Below are 24,470 nucleotides of genomic sequence, written 5' to 3' on the forward strand. Positions count from 1 at the left end.
TTTTAACATAACCCTTCTCCTCGTTCTTTTATTTTTTCTTAGCTAGCTTATGCTATTATACTAATGCAAGTCCTGTGCCAACTTTTTGCTTTTCGGAAATCTTATGTTTTTATGGCTTTATCCAGCCGTTTCATTGTATTTTTTACGATTTTTTAGACAAATTCATTTTATCATTTCTGATAATACCAGGATTTTTCTTATCAGATTAGAGAAAACGTTTATTTTTTTGTTTTCATACATCCTTTTTCTTGTTTATTTTTTAAATTAGTATTTAAACTTTTTTCTTTTATCTTTATTATGATCTTTAATTCATTTATCTAACGCATCTTTTTATAAAAATATTTTTTCAAAATATTATAGATTTTAAGATTTTTATCCTGCTAAGCGGTTTTCCGCAATCTTAACAAAAAAGTAAGAATTTTGACGAGTCGACAGTAAGATTTTGCTGATACAATAGCTTTAACGAAAACGAAAGGATCCATAAGCAGGATGAAAAAGCAGCACTCACACAACCGCCCACCCATCACACGCCTGACACCGCCGCCCTCTGCCGGACTGAGCAGTGCTGAGGCCGCTCAGCGGAAAAAAGCCGGCTGGCACAACCAGACAAAGGAACAGCTCTCAAAAACGGAAGGGCAGATCATTTTTGACAACATCTTTACCTTTTTCAATTTTCTGTTCTTTGCGCTGGCCTTCTGTCTTTTTCTGGTCAAAGCCTATACCGATATGTTGTTTATTGGCATTGTTGTAGTCAATGTTCTCATCGGCATTGTCCAGGAACTAAAGGTAAAGCGCACGCTGGATAAAATCACGCTGCTCTCTGAACAGAATACCCGGGTGGTACGGGACGGCAGGGTGCTGTCTCTGCCGCCGTCTGAGCTGGTTTTAGACGATATCGTGCACTTTGGACCAGGCAGCTCGATCTGCGCGGACGCCATTTTGTGCGAGGGCACAGCAGAGGTCAACGAATCCCTGCTCACCGGCGAGTCGGACATCATCGTCAAGCGTCCCGGCGATACCCTGCTGTCTGGCAGTTTTATCGTATCAGGCCGCTGCTCAGCAAGACTGGACCGGGTAGGCGATGACGCTTACGCTGCCAGCATCACCCGGGAGGCCAAGCGCCGCAAAAAGCACCGTTCAGAGATGATGCGCGACCTGGACCGCCTGCTGAAATTTATCGGCATTGGCATTATTCCACTCGGGCTCATCATGTTTTTCAAACAGAGCGCGCTCTTAAACACAGGCGTCCCTTATGCAGTCAGCTCCACGGTGGCAGCCATGGTGGGCATGATCCCGGAGGGGCTGTACCTGCTGGTCAACATTGCCCTGGCAGTGAGCGTGATGAACCTGGCCCGCCGCAGAACATTGGTCCACGAGCTGTCCTGCATCGAGAACCTGGCCCGGGTCGACACGCTGTGTCTGGATAAAACCGGCACCCTGACCGAGGGCGTGATGGAGGTGGCCAAAGTCCTTCCGCTGGCAAATTGCTCCAGGGCTGTCTTTGGTCAGGAGCTGGCCGTTTTTCTGAGCGCCAGCACGTCGGAAAACGCCACGGCCACAGCCCTTGTCCGATATTTTGGCCCAACGGATAAAGCGCCCCCTGTCCAGCGGGAAATCCCCTTTTCCTCTGAACGCAAATGGAGCGCGATCGTCTATGAGGATGGCGACGCCTGCTTTCTGGGCGCGCCGGAAAGGCTTCTGGGAGCAGCCGCCCCACGGTTCGACTCTCTGCTGAAGCCTTATCTGACCTCAGGACAGCGGGTGCTGCTGTTTGCCCGCGGAACCGTTTCGGCCGACGATGCGCCGGAGGCAGAGACCTTAACGCCTCTGGGATTTATCATTCTCTCGGACAAACTCCGGAAGGATGTCCACGAGACACTGGCTTACTTTAAGGAGCAGGGTGTTACCATCAAGGTAATCTCCGGCGACAATGCTGAGGCCGTGTCGGAAATTGCCGGGCGGGCCGGGATCAATGGCGCCGGCGCCTATCTGGATGCCAGTGCGCTGCCCGAAGGCACGGACCTCTCGGCTGAAGCCGAAAGCCACAACGTTTTTGGGCGGGTAACGCCTGAGCAGAAACGCCGGCTGATCCGCGGGCTGAAGGCCAACGGCCACACAGTCGCCATGATCGGGGACGGGGTCAACGATGTGCTGGCCCTCAAAGAGGCGGATTGCAGCATCGCCATGGCTGCTGGCAGCGAAGCGGCCCAGCATGCCTCCCAGATGGTACTGCTGGATTCGGATTTTTCCGCGATGCCCCAGATTGTAAAAGAGGGGCGGCGGGTCATCAACAATATTGAACGGTCTGCGGCGCTGTTTCTGGTCAAGAATATTTTTTCCTTTATTCTGTCCGTGGTTCTGCTGTTCGCCGCCATCCCCTATCCCTTCCTGCCCATACACATCACCCTCATCAGCGGACTGATGATCGGCATTCCATCCTTTGCCCTGACCTTTGAGCCTTCCTACAGTCAGGTGCGCGGCCACTTTTTGAAAAATGTGCTGCTGAGCGCGCTGCCCGGCGGTCTGCTGAACGCCTTTAATATTCTGGCGGTCTTGGTTGTCGGGACATCCCTCGGGCTGCCTCTGGAGCAGCTTTCCACCATCTGTACGCTGCTTGCAGGCATTGCCGGGCTTCTGGTGCTGTTTGTGCTCTGTCAGCCTCTGAATCTGCCGCGGATCGGTCTCATTGCCGCCATGGGCGTTGGATTTTTCGGCGCGGCCTTTCTGTTTGGCCCTCTGTTCCACCTCAGTCCGCTGTCTCTGGAGGGTTTTATTACCTTCGGCGGCTTTACGATCCTCTCGCCGCTGTTGATGGCAGCTCTGGTCGCTTTATGCCGTCGATTTCAAAAACGTGTCCGTAAGCTGCCCCTGCCGCTGCCGGAGGCTAGGAAGCTGATTTAACCAGAAGGTGGGGTGCAGAACGCACCCCACCTCCTTTTTTATTTCTTAAGCTTAATGAACGCATTTTCTGTTTTATTTTCCTTAAAGTATGCTACAATAGAATCACCATACTGATAAAGGAGCATACTGTTGTGAAGATAAAGGAGAACCAGTTTCGTTTTATTCCCGCCCTGTTTTTAGTCCTGCTGGTCTCCGGCGGCGCTATCCTGCTTCTTTTATCCTGCCTGCTCCCCAATGGGGATATCTCCTTTGACACCGGAGAGGCTGCGCGGCTCAATGAGGGCTGGACCCTGAACTCGGACGGCGCGCCCCAGAACGCTATCTCCCTTCCCAGCTCTTTCTCGAGCGGTCATATCGCTCTGACGCGCACCCTGCCGGATACGCTCCCTCCAGACTGTGTTCTCAGGGTTTCCACAGCTTTTCAGTCTCTGACCGTATCCGTTGACGGAGAGGTGATCTACGCCTTTCCAAAAGACATATCCTTTGGCAGCCTGGTCCATGTCATTCCACTGCCAGAGACGGCCTCTGGCAAATCGGTCACACTGGAATTTCAGTCGCTGCTCGCTTCGGACGGGGTTTTTGTGGATGGTGTTTCCTACGGCAGCCGCTCCGGCGTTCTTTTTAGTCAGCTTTGGTCGGACGCGGGCAGCCTGGCGGTTTCCTTTATTATCCTGATCATCGGGCTCCTGCTCCTGGCGACCTCCTGGTTTTTTTCGGGCTTTAAAAACGGAGGTTACCGTTTTATCTGTCTGGGGACCTTTTCGATTTTATCGGCTGTCTGGATTTTAACCGACTGCGGTGTTCTTCAGTTTTTACCGCTCGCGTCGCCTTTCCCGGTGCTTCTGTCCTTTTACAGCTTTACACTGATCGCGGTGCCCATCGTCCAGTTTATGAAGTTGGAGGGAGACACGCGGTACGCCCGCCCCTACGATATCATCACACTGCTCATGCTCGTCAATTTCATCATTAATGTCTGTGCCTCGACGGTCAGCATCCTTCTGCTCCCAAAGCTGCTGCCGCTCACCCATGTACTGCTCCTCAGCGCCATTCTGCTGTTTGTATGGACGCTTATCCACCAGTGGGTACACTGCCATACCCGGCGCTTCAGCGCTTTGTCCATCGCCTTTTTCCTGCTGTGTGTCACGGGTATTGTTGATCTTGCGCGCTTTTACAAAAACCCGGTGGGCGCAGATAACAGTCTGTTTTTTAAGCTGGGGCTGGTGGTTTTTATCACAATACTGGGCTTCTCCACCATCCGGGAAAGCCTCGCGCGGTTCCGGGATTCGGTTCACCTGGAGGTCTACAAAAAGCTGGCCTTCACCGATACCATGACCAGCCTGGCCAACCGGGCAGCCTACGAACGGGATCTGGCAGCGCTCAAAGAATCCTTACCCTTAAAGGAATTGACGGTCATCGCCTTTGATCTCAACAATCTGAAGCAGACCAACGACACACTGGGCCACAGCGTGGGGGACAGCCTGATTATCGCCAGCGGCCGCTGTATCCGGGAGAGCTTTTCCGACCTTGGCGACTGCTACCGCATCGGCGGTGACGAATTCTGCATCCTCACCGGGGGGCTGGAGCCTAAAGCCTTGGAGCAGTGTCTTAACGACCTGGAGAGCCGTATCAGCCGGTACAACGCTGAGAACAGCCTCAAGCTCGACATTGCCTGGGGCTTCAGCCACGGACCGGTCAACTGTCCTGAGGACCTCGACGCGCTGCTGCGCAAGGCGGATAAAAACATGTACGCCTATAAAAAACACTGTCATTTGGAGAACACTTAAAAAGGTGGGGTGCGAAACGCACCCCACCTTTTTATCGCCTTATTCTTTTATGGGTTTTTGGAAAGCGCAGGGCACGCCAGCCAGACACTTGCCGCAGACCTCGCTGCCCGTATCCAGTATTTCACCCGCTGCATCGGCGGCGTAGGAATTGCCAAAATCGCGATAGACTGCGGCGTTTTCGCTGCAGAGCCCAAAGCATTTCTGACGGTCATAGCCTGCTTTTGTCAGGGCGCCTGAGGGGCAGCGCTTCACACACACGCCGCACTGGCCCTCGCGTTTGTACAGGCAGTTTTCAACCTCCAGAGGCCTGCCCGGCGTCACATCCAGGTTGGTGACCACAGTGCTGATCCGCCCGCAGCAGCCCCTGTCGGTGATGAGCATATTGTTGAGCCCAAAGCTGCCAAGTCCGGCCAGCCATGCCATATGCCGCTGGGACCACCGGCTTCTGAGCGCTTCACGGTCAAAGGCCGTGGCCTCGGGCGATACCGCTGCATGGTAGCCTCTGGCCTCTAACCGCTCGATGAGGTGGGTGTTCAGCCTGGCGAACAGGGCGTTGGTGTCCTCATAGGCTCTGGCCCACTCCGGTGAGGAGAGACGGCCCTCCCGGTTCGATAAGACCGTCTCCCGGGTAAAGGGAACAAAATAGCAGACCACCACCGTGGCGTCAGGCAGCACCTCCCAGGGCATCACATGTTTTTCATTCGCCACCTTCCGAAGCTCCCCAAGCCGGGGATGGCGGGCGTCGGCAAAGCCCACCAGCGGCGTTCCCCATTTGGTCTCACTGGTTTTCTGGCACGCGGCGATATAATCCTCGATACACGCGGTGACATAAGCTTTCATATCATAAGCACTTCCTTGTCTTTTTTAAAATTTTCATATGGATTAAAAAATACCGGAGCGGGACGCTCCGGTATCGCTGTCTTTAAATTATCTGCCTTCCTTCAGCCGTCTTACCGCTTCCTCAGCGGTTTCCCATTCGTTGTAATACAGGTTTTCGTCCTTCATGGTTTCCTGTTTTTCGTGCCCCTTTCCGGCCAGTACCAGCACATCGCCCGCCTTTGGCAGGGTAGCGGCATAGTAAATGGCGTCCCAGCGTCTGAGCACTGTCTCGTAAGCGTCTGTCTTTTCCGCCACCGCCGCGGCCACCGTGTCGATGATGGACTGCGGGTCCTCGCTGGCAGGGTTGTCCGAGGTCACGATGATATGGTCGGCAAACTCGCCGGCAATCCGGCCCATGACCGGGCGCTTTTCCTTATCGCGGTCGCCGTTACAGCCAAAGACCAGGTAAATTTTTCCATCGTACATGGTGCGCACGGATTTGAGCAGGCGTTCCAGCGAATCCGGTGAGTGGGCGTAATCGATGATGATATCAAAATCGGTGTCCAGCTCCAGGCGTTCCATTCGGCCCTCCACGCCGCTCATGGAGGCCAGCGCTTCCTTAATCACCTCGATGGCTATCCCCTCGAGCAGCGCGTTGATAATGGCGGCCATACTGTTGTAAACCATGACCTCACCGGGCATGGAGAGATAAATTTCTTCCTCGCCATCCTTTGTCACCAGCGTATAGCGCGTGCCCTCAATGCTGTATTTCATATCTTTGGCGTAAAAATCGCACTCTGGGCTCAGGCCGTAGGAATAGACGGCAACCCCTTTTTTCTCGGCGCAGCGGCTGTAGAGCTTTTTGCCCCATTCATCGTCACAGTTGATGATATTGGCCTTAGAGGTATAGGTAAACAGCTTTGCCTTGGCCTCAAAATAGTTTTCAAAGGTTTTATGGTAATCCAGGTGGTCCTGGGTCAGGTTGGTGAAAATGCCATAGTCAAAGGCTACGCCGTTGACGCGGTCCAGATCCAGCGCGTGGGAGGAAACCTCCATCACCAGGTTTTCACAGCCGGCTTCCACCATTTCCGAGATGATTTCCTGTACCTCCAGCGAATCGGGTGTGGTACGGCCGGCGTTGTCGATAATTTCATCGCCGATCTGGTTATTGATGGTGCCGATGAGGCCGCATTTGCGTCCGGCCTTCTGAAAAATGTTTTTAAGCATGTAGGTGACGGTTGTTTTGCCGTTTGTGCCGGTAACCCCTGTGATGGAAAGGGATTCGGAGGGATGTCCATAAAAACGGCTGGACATGGTGCCCAGCATGTGGCGGGCGTTTTTTACCTTGACATACATGATACCATCCTGGTATTCATCCAGATCGTGTTCATAAATTACCAGAATGGCGCCCCGCCGGATGGCGTCGCCAATGTATTGATGTCCATCGGTTTTCAAGCCCTTGATGGCCACGAACATGCTGTTCGGGATCACCTTCTGTGAGTTATAGGCAATATGTTCAATATCAATCTCGGGATTGTTGTTCCTTACTTCCACAATCTCCGGGTTCTCTAAAATTCGACTTAGTTTCATGGCTACCTCGATCAATTTGTTCTTATTCGATTAACTTATTAATTATACAGTTCTTCTGTGGAATTGTCCACAAAAAGGCCATTTTGATACAAAAATAATACACTTAAGTTACATTTAAACCGCCCTTTTTTGTCACATATGTTATAATAAACAGTGACAAAATAAGAACGAGGTGAATAAAATTGACAACGCTATACCTGATTCGTCACGGCACTACCGACGCCAACGCCAACGGCATTTTTCAGGGCGTTTTGGATCTCCCCTTAAACGAGTTGGGCCTCAGACAGGCCGAGGCGCTTGGAAAGCGCTTTGAGAACATTGAACTGGACGCGCTGTACTGTACGCCCCTCACACGCACCCGGCAGACCGCCGAAGGGCTGCGCGGCAGCAAGGAGCTTCCAATTCTGGTGGAGCCGGGTATCATCGAGGTGGACGGCGGCCTGATGGAAGCCAAAAAAATCGCGGTGATCGAGGCGGAATTCCCGGGTCTGATGGAGGTCTTTAAGACGGATCTTCCCAACTTTCAGGCGCCCGGGGGCGAGAGCACCCGCGACGTTTACAACCGGGTTACCAGCGCGCTCACGCGCATTGTGGCCGAAAACGCCGGCAAGACCATCGCCTGTATTTCTCACGGTTTTGCCATTCAGACTTTTCTTTGGTACGCAAAGGGCCTGCCCTTCGAGGAAATGCAGCAGGAAATCCTGCGCAACACCGCGGTGTGCAAGTTTGTCTTTGACACAGCGGGTGGTCTCCAGATCGAGTATATTAACGATGACCGCCATCTGAGCGATGATCTGAAATGTGAACAGCCGCCTGAATTTCGGGTAGAAAAACAAAAAGCTGAGGGTAGGGCGTAAAACGCTCCTTACCTTCAGCTTTTTTTATTTATTGCTTACTGGTCTGTTTTTCTTTTTACCGCAAGGGCTGCCACGCCGGCGAGAACTGCCAGCACCGCGAAAACACCTGCGGCGCTGCTGCCATCAAGCCCGGTGTAGGGTGATAATCCTGATGGGCTGGCGCCACGGCCAGCCGGCGTCTTAACATGGTACTCGACGCGTTCCTTTTTATTGACTGCCTTAATCTGCACAGCCTGAGGTTCGCCCTGGGCCTTTGCCGCAATTTCAAAGACGGCCGGAGTCGTATCGATCTGATACCCCTGAGGCGCTTTGGTCTCAACGGCTTTATACTGCCCTGGCGCGAGTCCCGTCACATGGACATATCCCTGCTCGTCGGTTGTGAGCTGATCTCTGACGACGCTGCCGCTCTCGTCGAGAATCTTGAAGACTGCTCCCGCCAGCGGCTTTCCGTTTTCATCGGTTTTAAGGATTTCCAGCCGGCCGGTATAATCCGTCAGGGTGCCCAGATCCAGGGTCTGCACTTTTCCTTCGGCGGCTTCGGGAATTTCAAAGGAGATCCCCTGTGTATTGACCAGGTAGCCCGCGGGCGCTTCAACTTCCAAAAGGGTGTAATGTCCTGGGGCAAGGCCCTCATACTGGACTTTTCCGTCTTTTCCGGCGGTAATGTCATCTATAATCTTATTCTGTTCATCGGTCTTTATGATCCGGAATTTCGCGCCCTCCAGTCCGCGGCCCGATTCATCCTGTTTGACGAGCTCAATGCCGCCCTGATAGTTCACAAACTGTCCCAGCTCGAGGACCTCTGGCCTTCCTGCCGCGCTGGCGTCAATGGTAAAGGCGATGGGTTCGGTATTGAGAATATAACCGTCCTGTGCTTTTATTTCTGTCAGCTCGTATTGTCCTGGCGCCAGGCCGCTGTAAATAATTTTTCCGTCTTTGTCGGATAAAAGCGTGGCGATGAGCCTGTTTTGCTCGTCGAGCTTCCGAAGCTCAAACTGAACCCCGTCAAGACCTCTGCCGCCCTCATTTTCTTTGATCAGGGCAATGCTTCCCTGATAATTGACGAAGGCGCCCAGATTTAAGACTTGGGGCCTGCCCTCGGCGCTGGCTTCAATATTGAAAGCGATGGGCTCGGTGTTGAGGATATAGCCCTCCAGGGCTTCAACCTCAACCAGTTCGTAACTGCCCGGCGCTAACCCTTCGTAATGAATTTTTCCATTCTTATCCGATGTGATTTCCGCGATGAGCTTATTCTCCTCATCGGTTTTCCGGAGTTCAAATTTCGCGCTGGACAGGGGTTCTCCTGCTTCATTCTGCTTGATCAGCTCGATGCTGCCCTGATAATTTTGAACCGGGTTCAGTACAAGCGGCAGTACCTTTCCCTCCTCATTTTTGCTGAGTGTGAAAAGTACTGGCACACGGTTCAGGATATAGCCTTCTGGCGCCTTCGTCTCGGTAATCCGGTAGTCGCCTTCGGCCAGGCCCTCAATCACCAGCGAGCCATCCTGTCCAGATACCAGGGCATCATCCTCCCGAATCCTCGTCCAGGCGCCGTTCTGGCTGATTTCAAGACTGAATACCGCGCCGGCAAGGCTGTTTCCTTCTCCGTCCTGCTTAACCAGGGTTACCTTGGTCGGGTCATTTTCGAGAATGACAACACTGTCGGCCGCTGTGGTTTCCGCATTGACGGTGATGGTCTTTCCGTTTAGCAGCTCGTCGGATACGGTGTGCCCCTCCGGCGCCTCTACTTCCTTAAGAATATAACTGCCATACACCAGCCCCGTAAACTGGATGCGGCCGTTCTGGTCACTGACTACCGGACTTCCCAGCCTGACGCCGTTTTTGTCGTAAAGCTGAAAGACGCCGCCTGCCAGGGGCTTATGGGTGCTGCTGCTGTCCTTTTCCAGTGTGATACTGCCTTTCTTCCCAATGACGGTTCCGCCGCTGTCGTTGACATTGACGGCCAGCTCTTCATCGTCGTTGTCCTCGATGACCTGTTCGTTGTTGCCCTTGATGGTAACATTATTTGAAACCTTGTTGTCGCCGCCTTCTTCCAGTAAAACCTTGGTTCGGTAGGTCATAATGTAGGCCCGGTCGATATGGTTCAGCATGCTGACTGTCAGCTCATATTTGCCAGTCTCGGGGTTGATGACATAGTCGGCCTGATAGTCGACGCCCTCAACCAGTACCACATTGGTGTCGAGTGTGAGGTTTCCCTTCTCATCAATCTGTGTTCCGTAGATGGTCAGCGAATCCATATCCACCAGCTGATTATCCGAAGGCTTGTCTATAATCACCACGTCCGCTAAATCGGACTGGCTTGGGTTGACTGTAATATGCCAGTGCACATAGCCATCACTGTCCTGCTTGCCAGATTTCACTGCCAGCTTTCCGCCATTATTGACGGAGACTGTCCCGGTGAGAGTATGCGTGTATTTTCCGTTGGTAAAGGTCGCAGTGTTGGTATAGGTTTCGCTCTCCTTGATCACCTGGCCCTCCAGACTGGTCTGGAACTCGACAATGGCTTTTCCGGTGGCCTGGTCTGGGAAACGCACGGTCAGAACGTTATTGTTCTGGGCTGGTTCTGTAATGGTGACGAGCTTGTACTCTTCTGCTGAGATCTCCTCGCCCTTTACTGGTTTTCCGTCTGCGTCGATATTAAACCGGTAAATCCTGACCGAACCAGGCACAAACACCTGATTGCCGGTGATGGGATCGTTGATTTCAGCCGTGGGGTTTACATCAAAGTTATTGTAATTGACGCCGACACTCCAGGTGATTCTCTTATTGACAGCATTGTAGCTGCCGCTTTTAAAACCGTTATACTGCGTGCTTTGATCCGGCTTATACTCTGCATGGTCCTTGCTGCTGTGGTCATTGCCCTGCTCATCGGTCCAGTTAGATACCGCGTCATTGTTAAAGATGATGTTGTGGTCCGGGAAGAGGTCATAAGATGGATAATAATCCGTCTGGTACGTTATTTTAAGGCTGTCGCTTGTGGGGTTGTAGCTTCCAATCAAGGTGATGACAAACTGGTTGGTGTTTTTGTCATAACTCAGCGTATAATCTGTATCCCGCACGAGTGTCTTACCCGCCTTAGTTTTGACCACAACGCTGCTTTCATCTAAGGTCAGCCCAATGCCCAGCGTGTCGGTCAGCGACCAGTTGTGCATGGTGTACTGGTTTTTATTGACATCGATGGACCAGCTGATGCGTTTATTTTCCTCATCCGCCTGCACCATTTTCTTGATAACGCCCTGCTGTTTGGCCGAGCCCTTTGAGCCAGATGTCTGGCCGGTTCCGATTTCGACCTCGTTGCTGTAGGTTCCGTTTTCGTCCAAAATGCCGGATACCTGTGTTTTGTAAGTCATCTGCACCGCATAGTCCACATCGTTTAAAAATACGACTTTAAAGCCGTCGGCGGTCTTTTCGAGCGTGTAGTCCTGGCCTTCCACAAGCACGCCGGCGGTGGCCGTACTGCCGTCCGCGTTAAAGACGATCTTGTTTAAGACAAGACTGCCGTCTACATAGTCCATGCCGTCTCCGATCTTATCGGTGACCACTGCATGGTTCTGGGGAATTTTGGTTTCATTGTAATTATATTTGATTTCCCAGCTGAATATCTGGTTCGCCGAGTCGTAGCCGGTGCGGTTTTTCTCAAGGATTTTTCCATATTTTGCGTCAACGGTTGAGCTGGTGGTAATGTCTTTCAGATCGTCTGCGCTCAGGGTCGCGTTGTTGGTAAATTTAACGGTACCGCCATTCTGAGGCTTTACACTTTCGTTGATCGCGGTTTCGTATACAATCCGGTAAGCCGAATCGATGGGATTTTTAAAGCTGACATTGCCGTTTTCATCGACTGTGTACGCCGATGGATCGACGGGTGTGGGATCGACCGACGTGACATTGCCGTCGAGGTCTACCGCTACCGCATAAACCTGGACGCTTTCCAGGCTCAGGCCTGGCGGCAGCGTATCTTTCACGACAACGCCGTCGATGGTATCCAGACTTTTGTTGATATCCACATTCCAGGTTATTTTTTCCGGGTTCATTTCACGGTCAAACTGCCCGTTTTTTTCAATGGCGCTCTGCGCTTTGGGCTTGATGGTCACCACCTGCTCCGGAATATTCTCTTCGTTTGGAAATTTAATGATGGTGTCCCCAGGTCCGTTGATTTTATTTTTGTCAAAGCTTCCGCTGAAGTTAAGACTTCCAGTGATATCGGAGCTTTTGGTAACCTCGTCGGTAAACGTAAGGGTGACCACCCCATCCTTGCCCACCAGGGCTTCGCCGTATTTCACGCCATTTTCGTCGACCAGATTGATGGTGGTGTTATTTTCAATGATGATGTTTTCAGGGAGTTCAAAGCTGTAATAGTCGCCACCCTTCATCTGTTCCCGGACATCCTCCGGAATGGCAAAGCCGATGTCGAACCTTACTTTGTCGTCTACGGTGGGCGTTGTAACTTCCTGGCCGTCCTTATCATAATACTTGATCTGCACGCCGGTCAGAATGGAGCTCTGTTCATCTGAATAGCCCAGCTCCTTAAAAATTTCCTTGATGTCTCTTGGCGTTTCCGCCTTTGCTGTGGGGGTTGGGTCTGGAGCGGCTGCCGGCTCTTCTGCCGCAGGGACCGGCGCTGCTGCCGCTTCGGGCGCTTTGTCTTCAGGGGTCTGGGCCGATGGCTGGACCTCCGGCGTTTTGGCCTCCTCAGCTGCATCGGCTGCTGTCCCGGCAGCCTGTGTTCCAGATGACGCAGCCGGCTCCTGAGCTGCCGCTTGCGGATCTGAACTGGCAGTATCCGCAGCCTCAGCCATAACTGCCTGGGGCAGCGAAAACTGTAAAACCATGATTAGTGAAATCAGTATGCTTGCAAATTTTTTCATTATTAACCTTCCTGTATTGACGATTACTCTTGTTGTATGTGTCACATATTAATTAGCGTAATATATACCCAGAAAGTTTTAAGTTTTCATTTCACTTAAAGCATTCTTAAACAAAAACCGTTCAAATCGAAAAATATTTATAAAAAAACTGAGGGCAGAGCGCAGCGCGCATCCTTCCCTCAGCTTTCTTTTTTTAGCAGCCCAATCCCCTCGTCCAGGGTTTTTAACTTAGCGTACAGCCGCTCTTCTGTGACACTGTCCGCCGGTACCTTATCCGGCACCATCACCGGCTTCATCCCGGCCCGCCAGGCCGCCTCGATCCCGGCCAGAGAGTCCTCAAAAACCATACAGCGTTCCGGCGCTGTTTCCAGCTTCTGGGCGGCTTTGAAATAAATATCCGGTGCGGGCTTTCCATTTACGATCTCATCGCCGCCCACAATCGAATCGTCAAAATAGCGCTCAAGCCCGGCGCGCTCCAGATACATCTGAATCATGGGACGCTGTGTGGAGGAGGCGATGGTAAACCGGTAGCCCTGCTCCTTTAAAAAATCCAGCAGGCGGACCAGCCCCGGCTTCAGAGGAACGCCGTTTTCCCGCACATACGCCTCCATATAATCGAGGTGGAGCTTCATGGCCGCGCCGCAGTCAAAAGCGTCCCCGAAATGTGCCTTCCAGTAGGCGTCCACTGCCACGGGGTTCATCCCAAACAGTTCAAAAATCATGGCCTCTGTAATAGGATAGCCCAGTACCTCGCCCGCCTTTACCCAGCTGGGGATCGAGATCGTCTCTGTGTCGAACATGAGACCGTCCATATCAAAAATGATTGCTTCTGTCATGCGTTTTCCCTTCCATTGTTAAATAGCCTTTTTAGCTCCTACATTATAACGTGAACCCACAGCCAATTCAATTGCCTGAGCGCTTTTCCGGCTTTTAAACCGTTGCAGATTTTCGTCGCCGGCCCCTGTGCCGGTAGATGTTTTGGGGGCGGGTGAATTTTTGATGTTTCTCTTTGCCCGTTTAAAAAGAGGTACGGCCTGAAACAGACCGCACCTCTTTTTTATTTTCATGCTTTACTTTTCTATTCAACGGTGACGGATTTTGCCAGATTCTTTGGCTTGTCAACGTCGCAGCCTCTGGCGACGGACAGGTAGTAGGCCAGGAGCTGGAGGTAGACCACGGTTGGGATCGGGGTGATCTCATCATCCATCTGTGGGATGAAGAAAACCTGATCGACCTCGGGGATGATCTCATCATGGCCCTCTTTAGCAATGGCCATGACGTTGGCGCCGCGGGCCTTTACCTCTTTGATGGCGTTGAGCATTTTGTCAAAGACGTTCTCCTGCGTGCAGACCGCAATGACGACGGTTCCCACATCGACCAGAGCGATGGGGCCGTGCTTCAGCTCGCCGGCCGCATAGGCGTCGGAATGAATATAGGAAATTTCCTTTGCCTTCAGGGAGCCTTCCAGGCAGGTGTAGTAATCCAGCCCGCGCCCAATAAAATACATATCGTCCACCTTAAAGTGGTCGTAGGCGTATTCCTTGATCTTGTCGTGGTCGCCCAGGGCCTTCTCGATGAGGGCTGAGGTATCTTTCAGCCCGCTGGTGACGCGCTTCATGGTGGCTTTGTCTACCTGGCCGTTTAACAGGCCAAAGTGAAGGGCCAGCAAAATCATACAGCCCACCTGGGTCACGTAGGCCTTGGTGGAGGCCACAGCGATTTCAGGGCCGGCGTTAGTGTACAGCACATCGTCCGCCTCACGGGCGATGGAGCTGCCCACCACGTTGGTGATGGCCAGGACGCGGGCGCCCTTTTCCTTGGCCAGCCGGATAGCGGCCAGGGTGTCGGCGGTCTCGCCGGACTGGCTGATGACGATGAGCAGGGTGTGCGCATCGACCAGCGGGTCTTTATAACGGTACTCGGAGGCCGGTTCGGTTTCAACGGCCACACGGGCAAATTTTTCTATCAGATATTTTCCAACCATTCCAGCGTGGTAGGCGGTGCCGCAGGCCACAATCTGGATACGGTTGATGCTTTTCATGGTTTCGGCATCAAGGTTGACGTCGTCCAGCACGATTTTATCCGGGAAGCAACGTCCGGTCAAGGTGTCGGCCATCGCCTTTGGCTGTTCGTGGATTTCCTTAAGCATAAAGTGGTCGTAGCCACCCTTTTCGGCGTCGCCCGGGTCCCAGTCCACGTTAAAGACCTGCTTGCCGGCTTCACGGCCGGATTCGTCCAGCACGGTAACGCTGTCACGGGTCAGGATGGCGATTTCGTCGTTATCCAGCAGATAAACCTTGCGGGTATATTTCAGGATGGCCGGAATGTCGGAGGCGATGTAGTTTTCGCCTTCGCCGAGCCCCACGATGAGCGGGCTGTCCTTGCGGACGGCGATCATGCGGTCGGGTTCCTCGCTGCAGAGAATGCCCAGCGCGTAGGAGCCTTTGATCTTGTCAATGGCCAGGCGCAGCGTCTCAACCATGTCCCCGGTGTACAGGGAATTGAGCAGATGGGCAATGACTTCGGTATCGGTATCGGACACGAAAAGGTGTCCTTTCTTGATCAGCTCTTCCTTGAGCTCGATATAATTTTCAATGATCCCATTGTGGACGACCGCGATGCGGTTGTCAATGCTGCAATGGGGATGGGAGTTGATATCAGAAGGTTCGCCGTGGGTGGCCCAGCGGGTATGGCCAATGCCGACTGTGCCGGTCAGGGCTTCTTTTTCAAGCTCGTCCTCTAAATTTTTCAGACGGCCCTTGCGTTTTTTGACTTTGATCGCATTGTCCTTGTCCAACACTGCGATACCGGCTGAATCGTAGCCCCGGTATTCTAACTTTGAGAGACCATCAATTAACACTTTCTGGGCCTGATTCAGGCCAATATAACCAACGATTCCACACATAATAAATGCACCTCATTTAAGTAGATTTTGGTGGCTGCTCTGTGCAGCGGATCACTCCGCTGTTTTAACAAACCACCCTTCAGGGCATCCGCCGAATTTTCGATACTCCCTGTCCTCGTCAACTCAAATATTACGGGCTCACGCATGAGTTCTGGCGCTCTTGTCGCATTGATGTAAAGTGAACTGAGCCTTTATATCCTCCTGATTGCAGAATGACTTTACATGAACGTACAATGTGGATATTATAACATAATTTCAAATAAAAACAAGTGAATCTGCCGCCTTTTCTAACCGCTCACGTTTTCATCTGCTGCTGGGCGCAAAAAAGGACGGCCTGGGTGGGCTGTCCTTCCTTAAAACTTTATTATGCGTTGTATAAAATCAGGCCGATGATGGTCATGGTTTTTGGGCCGTTATTGTAGACGAGGCCGGTATCCTTGGTGAGCTGGACCACGTCGATGCCGGACGCCTCCAGGGAGGGCATGGCCTCATCCGGGAAACGGCAGGGTTCATCGGTCAGAATGCCACATTCCTTGCAGATGGTGCAGCAGCCGGCTGAAAAGACGGTTCCCTCCACATCGGATTTGCGGATGGCGCGGTGCAGCTTTTCCACAGTTTTCTCAAACCCGGCCATGATCTCGTTCATCCGGCGGTAATCCTGCCGGTTTTTAAACCGGTACACCTGCGAAAATAAAAGCCCGTTTGTGTAGCTGTTTACCACCTCGCGGTAGTGGTCTAGGCCGCCGACGGCTGGCGGGCACATGTAATTCTGGCCATAATGGCCGCAGTCGTTTTTGGCGCAGGCGTCCCGGACGTCCTGGGTAATGTGAATCTGTCTGGGGTCGACGGCCACGGTCTCCTCAAAACCGCAGGCCTCTACCATCTCTCGCAATGCTTCGTTCATAATTTTCCTCTTTCTTTATGTTTCATTTCTGATTTCTCATGGTTATTGTAACACGTTTTTCTTAAACGTATTCATATTTTGCAAACGGCGGGCACGCTGCCCTTCGTTCTTCGTTCATTGACATTAAAGCCGGTAATTATTATAATAGTATAAAGCAGTGTGACATCTTCGTTTTTCGGGGTGGGCACTGCTATTCATTTTGTGAAAAATTAATTTATATTCAAAAAGGAGTGATTTTTATGCGACAAGAGACCTGCCCTGCCGGGGAAAATAAAATGGGCGTCATGCCGGTCAACCGCCTGCTGATCACCATGGCCCTGCCCATGATGATCTCGATGCTGGTTCAGGCGCTCTACAACATTGTGGACAGCATGTTTGTATCCATGATCAGTGAGAACGCGCTGACGGCCGTATCGCTGGCTTTCCCGGTACAGAACCTGATGATCGCCATCGCCACTGGCACAGGCGTGGGGATCAATGCCCTGCTGTCCAAAAGCCTGGGCGAGAAAAATTTTAAGGAGGCCAACCGGGCCGCCAACAATGGGGTCTTTCTGGCTGTTCTCAGCTCTCTGGTTTTCATTATCTTCGGACTTTTCTTTACCCGTTTTTTCTTTGAGACTCAGACAAACATTGGCGAAATCGTGGATTACGGCACCCAGTATCTGACGATCTGCTCGGTGGTTTCCTTTGGTATTTTCGGGCAGATTACCTTTGAACGCCTGCTTCAGGCCACGGGCAAGACGCTGCTCACCATGTGCACCCAGACCACTGGAGCCATCATCAACCTGATTCTGGACCCTATCATGATCTTCGGGCTCTTTGGCTTCCCGAAAATGGGCGTGGCTGGCGCGGCGGCCGCGACGGTCATCGGCCAGGTCGTGGCCATGCTGTTCGCCTGTATCCTGAACCTCAGAAAAAACCACGAGCTCACCCTGAAGCTCAGGGGCTTCCGGCCCAATGGCGGCACCATCCGGCGCATTTACGCGGTGGGCGTACCCTCCATTATCATGGCGTCCATCACCTCGGTCATGACCTTTGGCATGAACAAGATTCTGCTGGCCTTTACCTCGACGGCCACTGCCGTTTTCGGGGTTTACTTCAAGCTCCAGAGCTTTATCTTTATGCCGGTTATGGGGCTGAACAACGGCATGGTGCCCATCATCGCCTACAACTACGGCGCCCAGAAAAAGGACCGGCTCGTCAAAACCATCAAGCTGAGCATGCTGTACGCCGTGGGACTGATGGTCGTCGGATTTCTGGTGTTCCAGCTCTTCCCGGGCGCGCTTCTGTCCATTTTTAACGCTTCGCCGGATATGCTGGCCATCGGCACGGTGTCGCTGCGCATCATCAGCCTGAGCTTTCTGTTCGCGGGCTTCTGTATTATCTCGCTGTCGGTTTTCCAGGCGCTTGGCAACGCGGTGCTCAGCCTGATCGTCTCGGTGGCCCGTCAGCTGGTGGTGCTGCTGCCCGCGGCCTATCTGCTGTCGCTCACAGGCAGCCTGGACGCCATCTGGTGGTCCTTCCCCATCGCTGAGATCGCTTCGGTTCTCTTCAGCGCGGCCTTTTTACGGCGCATCTATCGTCAGAAGATACGCCCCATTCCCGACGCCCTCCCTGTTCTGGGGACTCGGGCGGAGACGGTGGAGTAAAACAAAGAAAACCCGGTACGGTCTGAGACGGACCGTACCGGGTTTTTAAGTTTCTGTCTGGATTATTCCAGGTTGAGCTTGTTTTTCAGGATATAGTTGGTGACTGCAAAGTAGATCACTGACAGGATCAGGTTGCCCAGGGTTCCGATGTTCAGCATCCAGTTAACCGCGGCCACAGGGTCCATGTTGTTGAAGAATGCGTTGAGCATGCTGGTGTCTGAGGTCAGGGCAAAGCTGACGGTCATCACTGTAAAGACAATCTGCAGGATAATGTTGATGGCAATGTAGGTCACGAAAGCGCCGATGATTTTATGCTTGCCGAAGAGCTGTCCCACTGAGATAGAGGTATACACCTGAAGAACATTGCAGCAGACGCCCACGATCATCAGGATGAACAGCTCGATCAGGATCAGGGCAGCCTGTCCGCCCTCGGGTGAGTTGAAGGCACGTCCCAGTTCCTGGAAGAACTCGGCCATATACTGCAGGCTGGTGCCGTCAATGGCCAGAATCATAATGGACAGTATGATGACAATACCGCACACAAAGGTCCACATCAGGGCAATGACCAGCTTGGAGACAATCTGCTGCCAGGTAGGCACTGGGAGCGTAAACATCAGGTAGCCTTCGTCGGTCATCAGGTTTTTATAAAAACGCTGAATGATGACGATAAAGGTCATGACGACCAAAGCGATGATGATGCAGACGTAAAGCGCCATGCTGATACCGGTTGTCATGATGAAGCCTGTCGCCTCTGAGTTAATGGACAAAAATATTTTGTTAATCAGGGTCATGGCCAGCAGCGCCGCGTAGACAGGCAGCAGCAAGCGGGCCGTTCCCTTGACTTCATATTTCATGAGTTTTCCTAACATTTGAACACCTCTCTAAACAGCTCATCCACGGATTTATGCTGTTTTTCTCTGATTTCATCCACGCTGGCATTCATGACGATGCGCCCCTGGTTGATGAACACCACCTCGTCCAGCACCTTTTCAATATCCGCGATCAGATGGGTCGAGATGACCACGGTCGCGTTTTCGTTGTAGTTGGTAATGATGGTCCCCAGGATGTAATCCCGCGCGGCCGGGTCGACGCCGCCGATAGGCTCATCCAGCAGGTACAGCTCTGCGTCGCGGCTCATGACCAGGATCAGCTGAACCTTTTCCTTTGTGCCCTTGGACATGGTCTTGATGCGGTCCTTGGTGTCAATGCCCAGGTCGCTGATCATGTTGTAGGCCTTCACGCTGTTAAAGTCGTCGTAGAAATCGTCGAAGAAGGCAATGAGCTGGGTGACGGTCATCCAGTCGCTTAAATAGGTGCGGTCTGGCAGGTAGGACACGATCTTCTTGGTCTCGACCGAGGGGGCCATACCGGCCACCAGAAGCTGTCCGGATGTGGGGGTCAGCAGCCCGGTTGCTGTCTTGATCAGTGTGGTCTTGCCGCTGCCGTTGGGGCCTAAAAGCCCGATGATGCGGCCTCTTGGAAGCTGACAGTTCACTTCGGACAAGGCTTCCTTGGTGCCGAACTTCTTTGTCAGGTCAATGCATTCTAAAATTGGGTTCATTATTTTCCCTCCTTATCCTCACGTTCCATCAGTGTGATGATGTCCTCTTTCTTAAATCCGAGCTTTTCCATTTTTTCGAGGAAGTTTTCAATTTCCTTGATTGCCAAATTTTCCTTTGTTTCCTGTATCATTTTATGATCCTCCGTTATGAATCTGCCGCTTGTCCGCTGCGCATACACAAGGCCTGTCCGCTCCAGCTCCGAAAGTGCTTTCTGCATGGTGTTCGGATTGACTGAAGCCTCTGCCGCCATTTCTCTGACCGATGGCAATTTATCGCCTGGGGCGAAAAGACCGGAAACGATCCGGAGTTCTATCTGCTCGATGAGCTGTTTGTATACCGGCCGGTCGGAATCGATGATCCATTCCATAGTGTCCTCCTTTGTATTACTGTATTGTTGTACTAAGAACTTAATACAATAATACACGTATCCAGCTCCATTGTCAATACCCTTAAGAAATTCTTCATAAATAAAAAAAGAGCGGCTGAACCGCTCTCAGTTTTCAACATGAATATAGCCGCTGCTGTAATAGGGCAGGATATTGAGCCCAACGTCCTGGGCCAGGGCGGCCAGCTGGCCGACGGGCATGCCCGGACAGTAGAGATCGGCCGCGTGGCCCCGCTTATGGAAAGACCAGGCGACACCGCCCACTTCCTCGTTGCGTGCCTCGCACCGCACGCCGGATGTGATGATGACTGGGCTTTCGCAGGCACAGCGCAGTTCCTCGATCATGGCCAGCAGCTCTGGGTCCATGGCCGCGGGCCAGCCGTCGCAGTAGCCGTCACAGTCGCACCGGTATTCCTCCATGGCGAAATGAGGCGAGGCCATGACAGGCTCTGGGGCGGCCGCCATTGACTCTGTTGTTTCCTCCGGGGCGGGCGGCTCCTGGGGCGCTTCTGCGGAGGGCGCTGGCGCCGCTTCCGCTGCCGGAGGGGCTGCCTGCGGGGGCGCCCCCGCGTCTCCGCTGGCAAAAATCACACTGACCGCCACACAGCTGGCGGCGAGAAGGCCGGTAAAGATTATCTTAAATCGCTTCATAAAATCCTTTCTATAAAAGAAGCGGAAGGGCGGGCCTTCCGCTCAATGCATTACTCTGCCGGTATGTCGGTTTTAGTGGTCACAACTTTTACAGCGCCGGTCCAGGCGGTCAGCGGCGCGCCCTCGGGCTCAAAAATACCGTCGGCCACAATGGTCTGCCCGCCGGTTTTTACCTCGGCGTCGGTGATGTCCTCCCGGTAATCCGGGATGGTGATGTTGTGGTTCTTTCCGTCTGCGCGGTCAAAGCTCATGACCAAATCTCTGCTTGTTTTTTCTGCCATTTTCTACACTCCTTTCCTCTACTCGGTTTCCGTCAATTCTTCGGTCTGAACCATTTGCCGCTTTTCCATGATGGGCTCCTGCAGGGCTGCAATGGCCTTGCTGGTGCTCATGAATGCCTCGTCGGTGACGTCTGTCTTGACATCTCCATAGGTCTTGGTCTTTTTCATAATCCTGCCGTCTGGCTGCTCCCCATAGTTCAGTACGGTCTTCATGTCCACAGCGGTCACATTTTTCTGAATTGCCATCTCTTAACCTCCTTTGGCGTTTTGTCTTACACTTATACAATGGCCGTATCCCGGTTTTTCGTCCCAGGAAAATGTAAAAAATAAAAAAGCCGCCTCACTCAAAGGCCTCCCTCAGCCGCTTCAGGGCCCGGGCCATGCGGCTGCACACTGTTCCCAGCTTCACCTGCTCCCGGGATGCGATCTCGGCCCAGTCCATCCCCCGCACATAGTAGTCGTCAATGACGCGGCGCTGGGCGTCGGTCAGGGTTTCCAGCGCTTTCATCAGGCGGGCGTGTTCCTCTGCCCTTAGGATGCGCGCCCCGGTATCGGCCGCAGGGTCGGCCAGGCTGTCCATGAGGGTGGTGTCCTCCCCGGTGGGGATTTCCAGATACAGCTCCGCCCGGGCCGAGACCTGGCGGCTGGGCTTGGCCTTTTGCACAAAGGCGTAGAACAGCCGCTTTTTGGCGTAAGTCTGAAAATAGACGCCAGATTCGGGCTCATAGGTCTTGACCGCCTCCAGAAAGATGAGGCTGCCCTCCTGGATGCTGTCCTCAAGGCTGTCCCGGTCATAGACGTAGCGGGTGACCATGGACAAAATCAGCGGCCGGTAGGCTGTGAGCAGGCGCAGCTTGGCCTCCTGGTCGCCTGCCCTGGCCTGGGTGATCCACGTCTCCAGCACTTCATAATGGTTCATTCGTCATCCTCCCGGATGCTTTTAAGGTCAAGCACTATTTCAGGATAGCGGCTCTGCACGCTGTCCATATACTCGTTAAACTGGTCCTCCGCGTCCTCGGGGTCTCTGGCCCAGAAGCCAAGGCGCACATTACAGGTCGCTTTTACCAGATAAGGCCGTCTGCGCCTCACCAAAGGTCTGCCTGTTCCAATCATGTTGTTTACCTCCTCAGGAATTACTTAATATAGAAACGTATATTATTAATAAGAATTATTAAAAGGACGACAAGGCTGTCGTTTCATCTGCCGCTATTTTTCCGTTTTGGCTGTTTTTGATGACAGCGGTGTCGTGCATGCCGCCCACATAATCATAAACCAGCGCCTGCCCGCCGCCCAGGTTTTCGCGGGTGACGGGGCCCAGGTTTTTCACAAAGGGAATCATGGTGTAGATGCCCGGATGGCGGCCCTTGACAGCCTTCTGGTATTTCAGGCGGCCGGCGTCTGCCAGCTCCTTCCGGTACCGGATAACCGAGCGGTAATCGCAGCCCAGGGCCTGCTCCAGATGCTCGACCCGCACGGTAAACTCCACGCGCCACAGCCACTCACCCGAGGTGGTGGGCAGGGCGCAGGCGTTGTTGCGGTACATCAGGTAAAACCACAGGGCCTGGGCGCCGTGGCTGAGGGCGTGATCCCCCAGCCAGTCATAGAAATATTTGATCTCCTTAATCCAGTTCACGCGGGAACACCTTCAGAAAATGCCGCTGCCCTTTTGGCGTGATGCGGGTGGTCTGGTTCAGCAGCACCACGCCGGGCCTGGGGGCGTACAGGCTCTCCTCCACCACGAACAGGCCCAGGGCCATGCCCCGCTGGGTGGGAATGTTATCCTCCTTTTTGGAGCGGCACAGGTAGCCCTGCCGCCGCATCCATGCCATCATGCGGGTGCGCCCTGTCCGCACGCCAGCGTCCTGCAGCAGGCGCGCCATGCGCAGCATGGAGATGCCCCCGCCGGCGCGCATCAGCTGGCTGGCAAACAGCTCCAGATCCTTTCGCTCTGCCAGCTGGGCGGTCAGGGCCTGCACCTGGCGTTCCTTTTCAAACAGCAGCGCCGAGATCTCCGGCCGTCTGACCGTATAGCCGCCCGCCGCCCTCAGCCCGGGCAGCAGCACGTCAAAGACCCACTTCTCAAAAGCCACGGCTGACGGCAGCTTGCTGCCGATGATCAGGCGGTACAGATCGCCCTCGGGCAGAAAAAACATGTCCAGCAGCCGCCTCGGGTTCTGCGGGTGGGGTACGGTCCGTTTCACACCGTACCGGCAATGGCGCTTGATGGCGCTGCGGGTATTGCGGTAACCAAGGGCTCTCGCCACATCGGCCCCGCAGAACAAAACCGTACCGTCTCCTTCCTCCAGCACACGCACGCGGCCAAACCGCTCATCGACAAATTCCTGTATCATTGCTTGCATTTTTCTTCCTCCGAATCCATTATTCGAAGCGCGCTTCACTCACTTAAGTGACTCCTATGATACCGGATTTCAAAAATCCCTGCTTTCCCGTCTCAGACAGGCCCGCAGTGTTCTGTTGCGCCAAAGTCCTCTTTTTCGCGAATTTTCGGGGTCAGTCGGACGGCCTGGTTGCGTCAAAGGGCAGGTTTTAAAAAAACGCCTGCGCCAGACCAGTTGTTTCACACCCCGCCGATCTCTAAAAAAAGCGCCTTCAGGCTGGGCATCTCCCATTCCGGATCGTAATAATCCAGAATACGCTCAGCCTGGAGGAGCTTCTTTTTCATGGCCCGCCGCTCCATACAGTAGGACAGGGCCTGGTTTTCTCTCAGTAATATCTTTTTCTCCTTAAAGCGAATTCCCCTGTAGAGAAAAAAAGATTGACGTCGCCGTAATGGCCGTCACTGTCAATCAGAACCGAGGTCCGCATTTTGCAGGGCATCAGAACCATTTTGGCATGCAGCCACAGCGGTAGCATTTCCCTGCCGCCCAGCAGCGCTCTGTCGTCCGCCTTGCGGGCAGCCCGGTCGATGCGGTAAAATTCACAGGCCTTATTTTTAAAAGCCTCGGTGGTCTTGTGCAGCCAGCAGCTCCCGCCGTCCTTAAAGTACAGGCGGCAGCCGTTTTCGCCCGCCGGGCCGTATTCAGGCGCCAAAGCCATGAGCCCCCGGTCCACTAAATAGGTGTGCATTGCCTCACGTGTTAATTGCATATCGTTTACTCCTTTTTCTTATAAAAAAAGAGCCTGCCAAAATCGCAATGATTTTAGCAGACCCTTTTGTATCGCTGCCCTGCGGCAGCGCCGGAGCATCCGCTCCAGACGTTTCAAATATTAAGGCTGTTAATAGGTACCTTTTCTCCAGGTAATAAAAAATTTGCCGGGGACAAGGCCCCGGCTGT

The 24,470-nt window shown here is 53.2% G+C and carries 21 protein-coding genes; 4 read left to right on the forward strand and 17 right to left on the reverse strand.

Features of this window, described 5'->3' with window-relative positions:
- Positions 1-489 precede the first annotated feature (489 nt).
- A complete protein-coding gene (locus tag DW091_RS18740) occupies positions 490-2,901 on the forward strand; it encodes an HAD-IC family P-type ATPase (RefSeq protein WP_118518960.1) in 2,412 nt (803 codons plus the stop codon).
- Between the two features lie 131 nt (positions 2,902-3,032).
- Positions 3,033-4,685 carry a GGDEF domain-containing protein gene (locus DW091_RS18745; protein ID WP_118518961.1) on the forward strand — a complete coding sequence of 551 codons (1,653 nt, stop codon included), beginning with the start codon at positions 3,033-3,035 and terminating at the stop codon, positions 4,683-4,685.
- Between the two features lie 39 nt (positions 4,686-4,724).
- Here the strand turns inward: DW091_RS18745 and DW091_RS18750 are convergent, their stop codons facing one another.
- A complete protein-coding gene (locus DW091_RS18750) occupies positions 4,725-5,525 on the reverse strand; it encodes an epoxyqueuosine reductase (RefSeq protein ID WP_118518962.1) in 801 nt (266 codons plus the stop codon).
- 87 nt (positions 5,526-5,612) lie between these two features.
- Positions 5,613-7,094 carry a UDP-N-acetylmuramoyl-L-alanyl-D-glutamate--2,6-diaminopimelate ligase gene (locus DW091_RS18755; protein WP_074618175.1) on the reverse strand — a complete coding sequence of 494 codons (1,482 nt, stop codon included), beginning with the start codon at positions 7,092-7,094 and terminating at the stop codon, positions 5,613-5,615.
- A gap of 182 nt (positions 7,095-7,276) precedes the next feature.
- Here DW091_RS18755 and DW091_RS18760 point away from each other — a divergent pair, with 182 nt between their 5' ends.
- A complete protein-coding gene (locus DW091_RS18760) occupies positions 7,277-7,951 on the forward strand; it encodes a histidine phosphatase family protein (protein WP_158577944.1) in 675 nt (224 codons plus the stop codon).
- Between the two features lie 35 nt (positions 7,952-7,986).
- Here the strand turns inward: DW091_RS18760 and DW091_RS18765 are convergent, their stop codons facing one another.
- From DW091_RS18765 to DW091_RS18785, 4 genes are all read right to left on the reverse strand, one after another.
- Positions 7,987-12,837 (reverse strand): SpaA isopeptide-forming pilin-related protein, encoded by a 4,851-nt coding sequence (locus DW091_RS18765; RefSeq protein ID WP_118518965.1) that lies wholly within the window; start codon positions 12,835-12,837, stop codon positions 7,987-7,989.
- A 179-nt stretch (positions 12,838-13,016) separates the two neighbouring features.
- Positions 13,017-13,673: an HAD family phosphatase gene (locus tag DW091_RS18770; protein WP_096919139.1), complete on the reverse strand. Its 657-nt coding sequence runs from the start codon at positions 13,671-13,673 to the stop codon at positions 13,017-13,019.
- 242 nt (positions 13,674-13,915) lie between these two features.
- Positions 13,916-15,742: a glutamine--fructose-6-phosphate transaminase (isomerizing) gene (glmS, locus tag DW091_RS18780; RefSeq protein ID WP_118518967.1), complete on the reverse strand. Its 1,827-nt coding sequence runs from the start codon at positions 15,740-15,742 to the stop codon at positions 13,916-13,918.
- 364 nt (positions 15,743-16,106) lie between these two features.
- Positions 16,107-16,646, reverse strand: coding sequence for a DUF2284 domain-containing protein (locus tag DW091_RS18785; RefSeq protein ID WP_118518968.1), 540 nt, complete (start codon positions 16,644-16,646; stop codon positions 16,107-16,109).
- A gap of 239 nt (positions 16,647-16,885) precedes the next feature.
- On the opposite strand from DW091_RS18785, the gene DW091_RS18790 reads away from it, so the two are divergent.
- Positions 16,886-18,295 (forward strand): MATE family efflux transporter, encoded by a 1,410-nt coding sequence (locus DW091_RS18790; RefSeq protein WP_096919137.1) that lies wholly within the window; start codon positions 16,886-16,888, stop codon positions 18,293-18,295.
- 62 nt (positions 18,296-18,357) lie between these two features.
- On the opposite strand, the gene DW091_RS18795 is transcribed toward DW091_RS18790, so the two are convergent.
- The 11 genes from DW091_RS18795 to DW091_RS18845 form a co-directional block, all read right to left on the reverse strand.
- Positions 18,358-19,164 (reverse strand): hypothetical protein, encoded by an 807-nt coding sequence (locus DW091_RS18795; protein WP_118518969.1) that lies wholly within the window; start codon positions 19,162-19,164, stop codon positions 18,358-18,360.
- Positions 19,158-19,856: an ABC transporter ATP-binding protein gene (locus DW091_RS18800; protein WP_038350993.1), complete on the reverse strand. Its 699-nt coding sequence runs from the start codon at positions 19,854-19,856 to the stop codon at positions 19,158-19,160. Before DW091_RS18800 ends, DW091_RS18795 begins: the two co-directional genes overlap by 7 nt.
- On the reverse strand, positions 19,856-20,224 hold the full coding sequence (locus tag DW091_RS18805) for a GntR family transcriptional regulator (protein ID WP_058696008.1): 369 nt from the start codon (positions 20,222-20,224) through the stop codon (positions 19,856-19,858). Before DW091_RS18805 ends, DW091_RS18800 begins: the two co-directional genes overlap by 1 nt.
- A 126-nt stretch (positions 20,225-20,350) precedes the next feature.
- Positions 20,351-20,893: a D-Ala-D-Ala carboxypeptidase family metallohydrolase gene (locus DW091_RS18810; protein ID WP_118518970.1), complete on the reverse strand. Its 543-nt coding sequence runs from the start codon at positions 20,891-20,893 to the stop codon at positions 20,351-20,353.
- Positions 20,894-20,943: 50 nt separating this feature from the next.
- A complete protein-coding gene (locus DW091_RS18815; RefSeq protein WP_058696010.1) occupies positions 20,944-21,174 on the reverse strand; it encodes a DUF2922 domain-containing protein in 231 nt (76 codons plus the stop codon).
- Between the two features lie 18 nt (positions 21,175-21,192).
- Positions 21,193-21,420, reverse strand: a complete 228-nt coding sequence (locus DW091_RS18820) for a DUF1659 domain-containing protein (protein ID WP_058696011.1) — start codon at positions 21,418-21,420, stop codon at positions 21,193-21,195.
- Positions 21,421-21,514: 94 nt separating this feature from the next.
- On the reverse strand, positions 21,515-22,093 hold the full coding sequence (locus DW091_RS18825) for a sigma-70 family RNA polymerase sigma factor (RefSeq protein ID WP_118518971.1): 579 nt from the start codon (positions 22,091-22,093) through the stop codon (positions 21,515-21,517).
- Complete coding sequence (locus DW091_RS18830; protein ID WP_074618161.1) at positions 22,090-22,287, reverse strand: hypothetical protein; 198 nt, start codon at positions 22,285-22,287, stop codon at positions 22,090-22,092. Before DW091_RS18830 ends, DW091_RS18825 begins: the two co-directional genes overlap by 4 nt.
- A gap of 58 nt (positions 22,288-22,345) precedes the next feature.
- Positions 22,346-22,807 (reverse strand): hypothetical protein, encoded by a 462-nt coding sequence (locus DW091_RS18835; RefSeq protein WP_118518972.1) that lies wholly within the window; start codon positions 22,805-22,807, stop codon positions 22,346-22,348.
- Positions 22,794-23,534, reverse strand: a complete 741-nt coding sequence (locus tag DW091_RS18840) for a phage antirepressor KilAC domain-containing protein (protein WP_118518973.1) — start codon at positions 23,532-23,534, stop codon at positions 22,794-22,796. Before DW091_RS18840 ends, DW091_RS18835 begins: the two co-directional genes overlap by 14 nt.
- A gap of 364 nt (positions 23,535-23,898) precedes the next feature.
- Entirely contained in the window at positions 23,899-24,282 is a 384-nt protein-coding gene (locus tag DW091_RS18845; RefSeq protein WP_118518974.1) for a hypothetical protein, read from the reverse strand.
- Positions 24,283-24,470: the final 188 nt, after the last annotated feature.

Source organism: Eubacterium sp. AM05-23, assembly GCF_003477535.1.
Lineage (GTDB): Bacteria > Bacillota > Clostridia > Eubacteriales > Eubacteriaceae > Eubacterium > Eubacterium maltosivorans.

Excerpts from the sequence above, each read along its gene's own strand:
- DW091_RS18740 (WP_118518960.1), top strand. The coding sequence starts at position 490 with ATGAAAAAGCAGCACTCACACAACCGCCCACCCATCACACGCCTGACA.
- DW091_RS18750 (WP_118518962.1), bottom strand. The coding sequence starts at position 5,525 with ATGAAAGCTTATGTCACCGCGTGTATCGAGGATTATATCGCCGCGTGC.
- DW091_RS18755 (WP_074618175.1), bottom strand. The coding sequence starts at position 7,094 with ATGAAACTAAGTCGAATTTTAGAGAACCCGGAGATTGTGGAAGTAAGG.
- DW091_RS18765 (WP_118518965.1), bottom strand. The coding sequence starts at position 12,837 with ATGAAAAAATTTGCAAGCATACTGATTTCACTAATCATGGTTTTACAG.
- DW091_RS18770 (WP_096919139.1), bottom strand. The coding sequence starts at position 13,673 with ATGACAGAAGCAATCATTTTTGATATGGACGGTCTCATGTTCGACACA.
- glmS (WP_118518967.1), bottom strand. The coding sequence starts at position 15,742 with ATGTGTGGAATCGTTGGTTATATTGGCCTGAATCAGGCCCAGAAAGTG.
- DW091_RS18785 (WP_118518968.1), bottom strand. The coding sequence starts at position 16,646 with ATGAACGAAGCATTGCGAGAGATGGTAGAGGCCTGCGGTTTTGAGGAG.
- DW091_RS18790 (WP_096919137.1), top strand. The coding sequence starts at position 16,886 with ATGCGACAAGAGACCTGCCCTGCCGGGGAAAATAAAATGGGCGTCATG.
- DW091_RS18795 (WP_118518969.1), bottom strand. The coding sequence starts at position 19,164 with ATGTTAGGAAAACTCATGAAATATGAAGTCAAGGGAACGGCCCGCTTG.
- DW091_RS18800 (WP_038350993.1), bottom strand. The coding sequence starts at position 19,856 with ATGAACCCAATTTTAGAATGCATTGACCTGACAAAGAAGTTCGGCACC.
- DW091_RS18805 (WP_058696008.1), bottom strand. The coding sequence starts at position 20,224 with ATGGAATGGATCATCGATTCCGACCGGCCGGTATACAAACAGCTCATC.
- DW091_RS18810 (WP_118518970.1), bottom strand. The coding sequence starts at position 20,893 with ATGAAGCGATTTAAGATAATCTTTACCGGCCTTCTCGCCGCCAGCTGT.
- DW091_RS18815 (WP_058696010.1), bottom strand. The coding sequence starts at position 21,174 with ATGGCAGAAAAAACAAGCAGAGATTTGGTCATGAGCTTTGACCGCGCA.
- DW091_RS18820 (WP_058696011.1), bottom strand. The coding sequence starts at position 21,420 with ATGGCAATTCAGAAAAATGTGACCGCTGTGGACATGAAGACCGTACTG.
- DW091_RS18825 (WP_118518971.1), bottom strand. The coding sequence starts at position 22,093 with ATGAACCATTATGAAGTGCTGGAGACGTGGATCACCCAGGCCAGGGCA.
- DW091_RS18830 (WP_074618161.1), bottom strand. The coding sequence starts at position 22,287 with ATGATTGGAACAGGCAGACCTTTGGTGAGGCGCAGACGGCCTTATCTG.
- DW091_RS18840 (WP_118518973.1), bottom strand. The coding sequence starts at position 23,534 with ATGCAAGCAATGATACAGGAATTTGTCGATGAGCGGTTTGGCCGCGTG.
- DW091_RS18845 (WP_118518974.1), bottom strand. The coding sequence starts at position 24,282 with ATGCAATTAACACGTGAGGCAATGCACACCTATTTAGTGGACCGGGGG.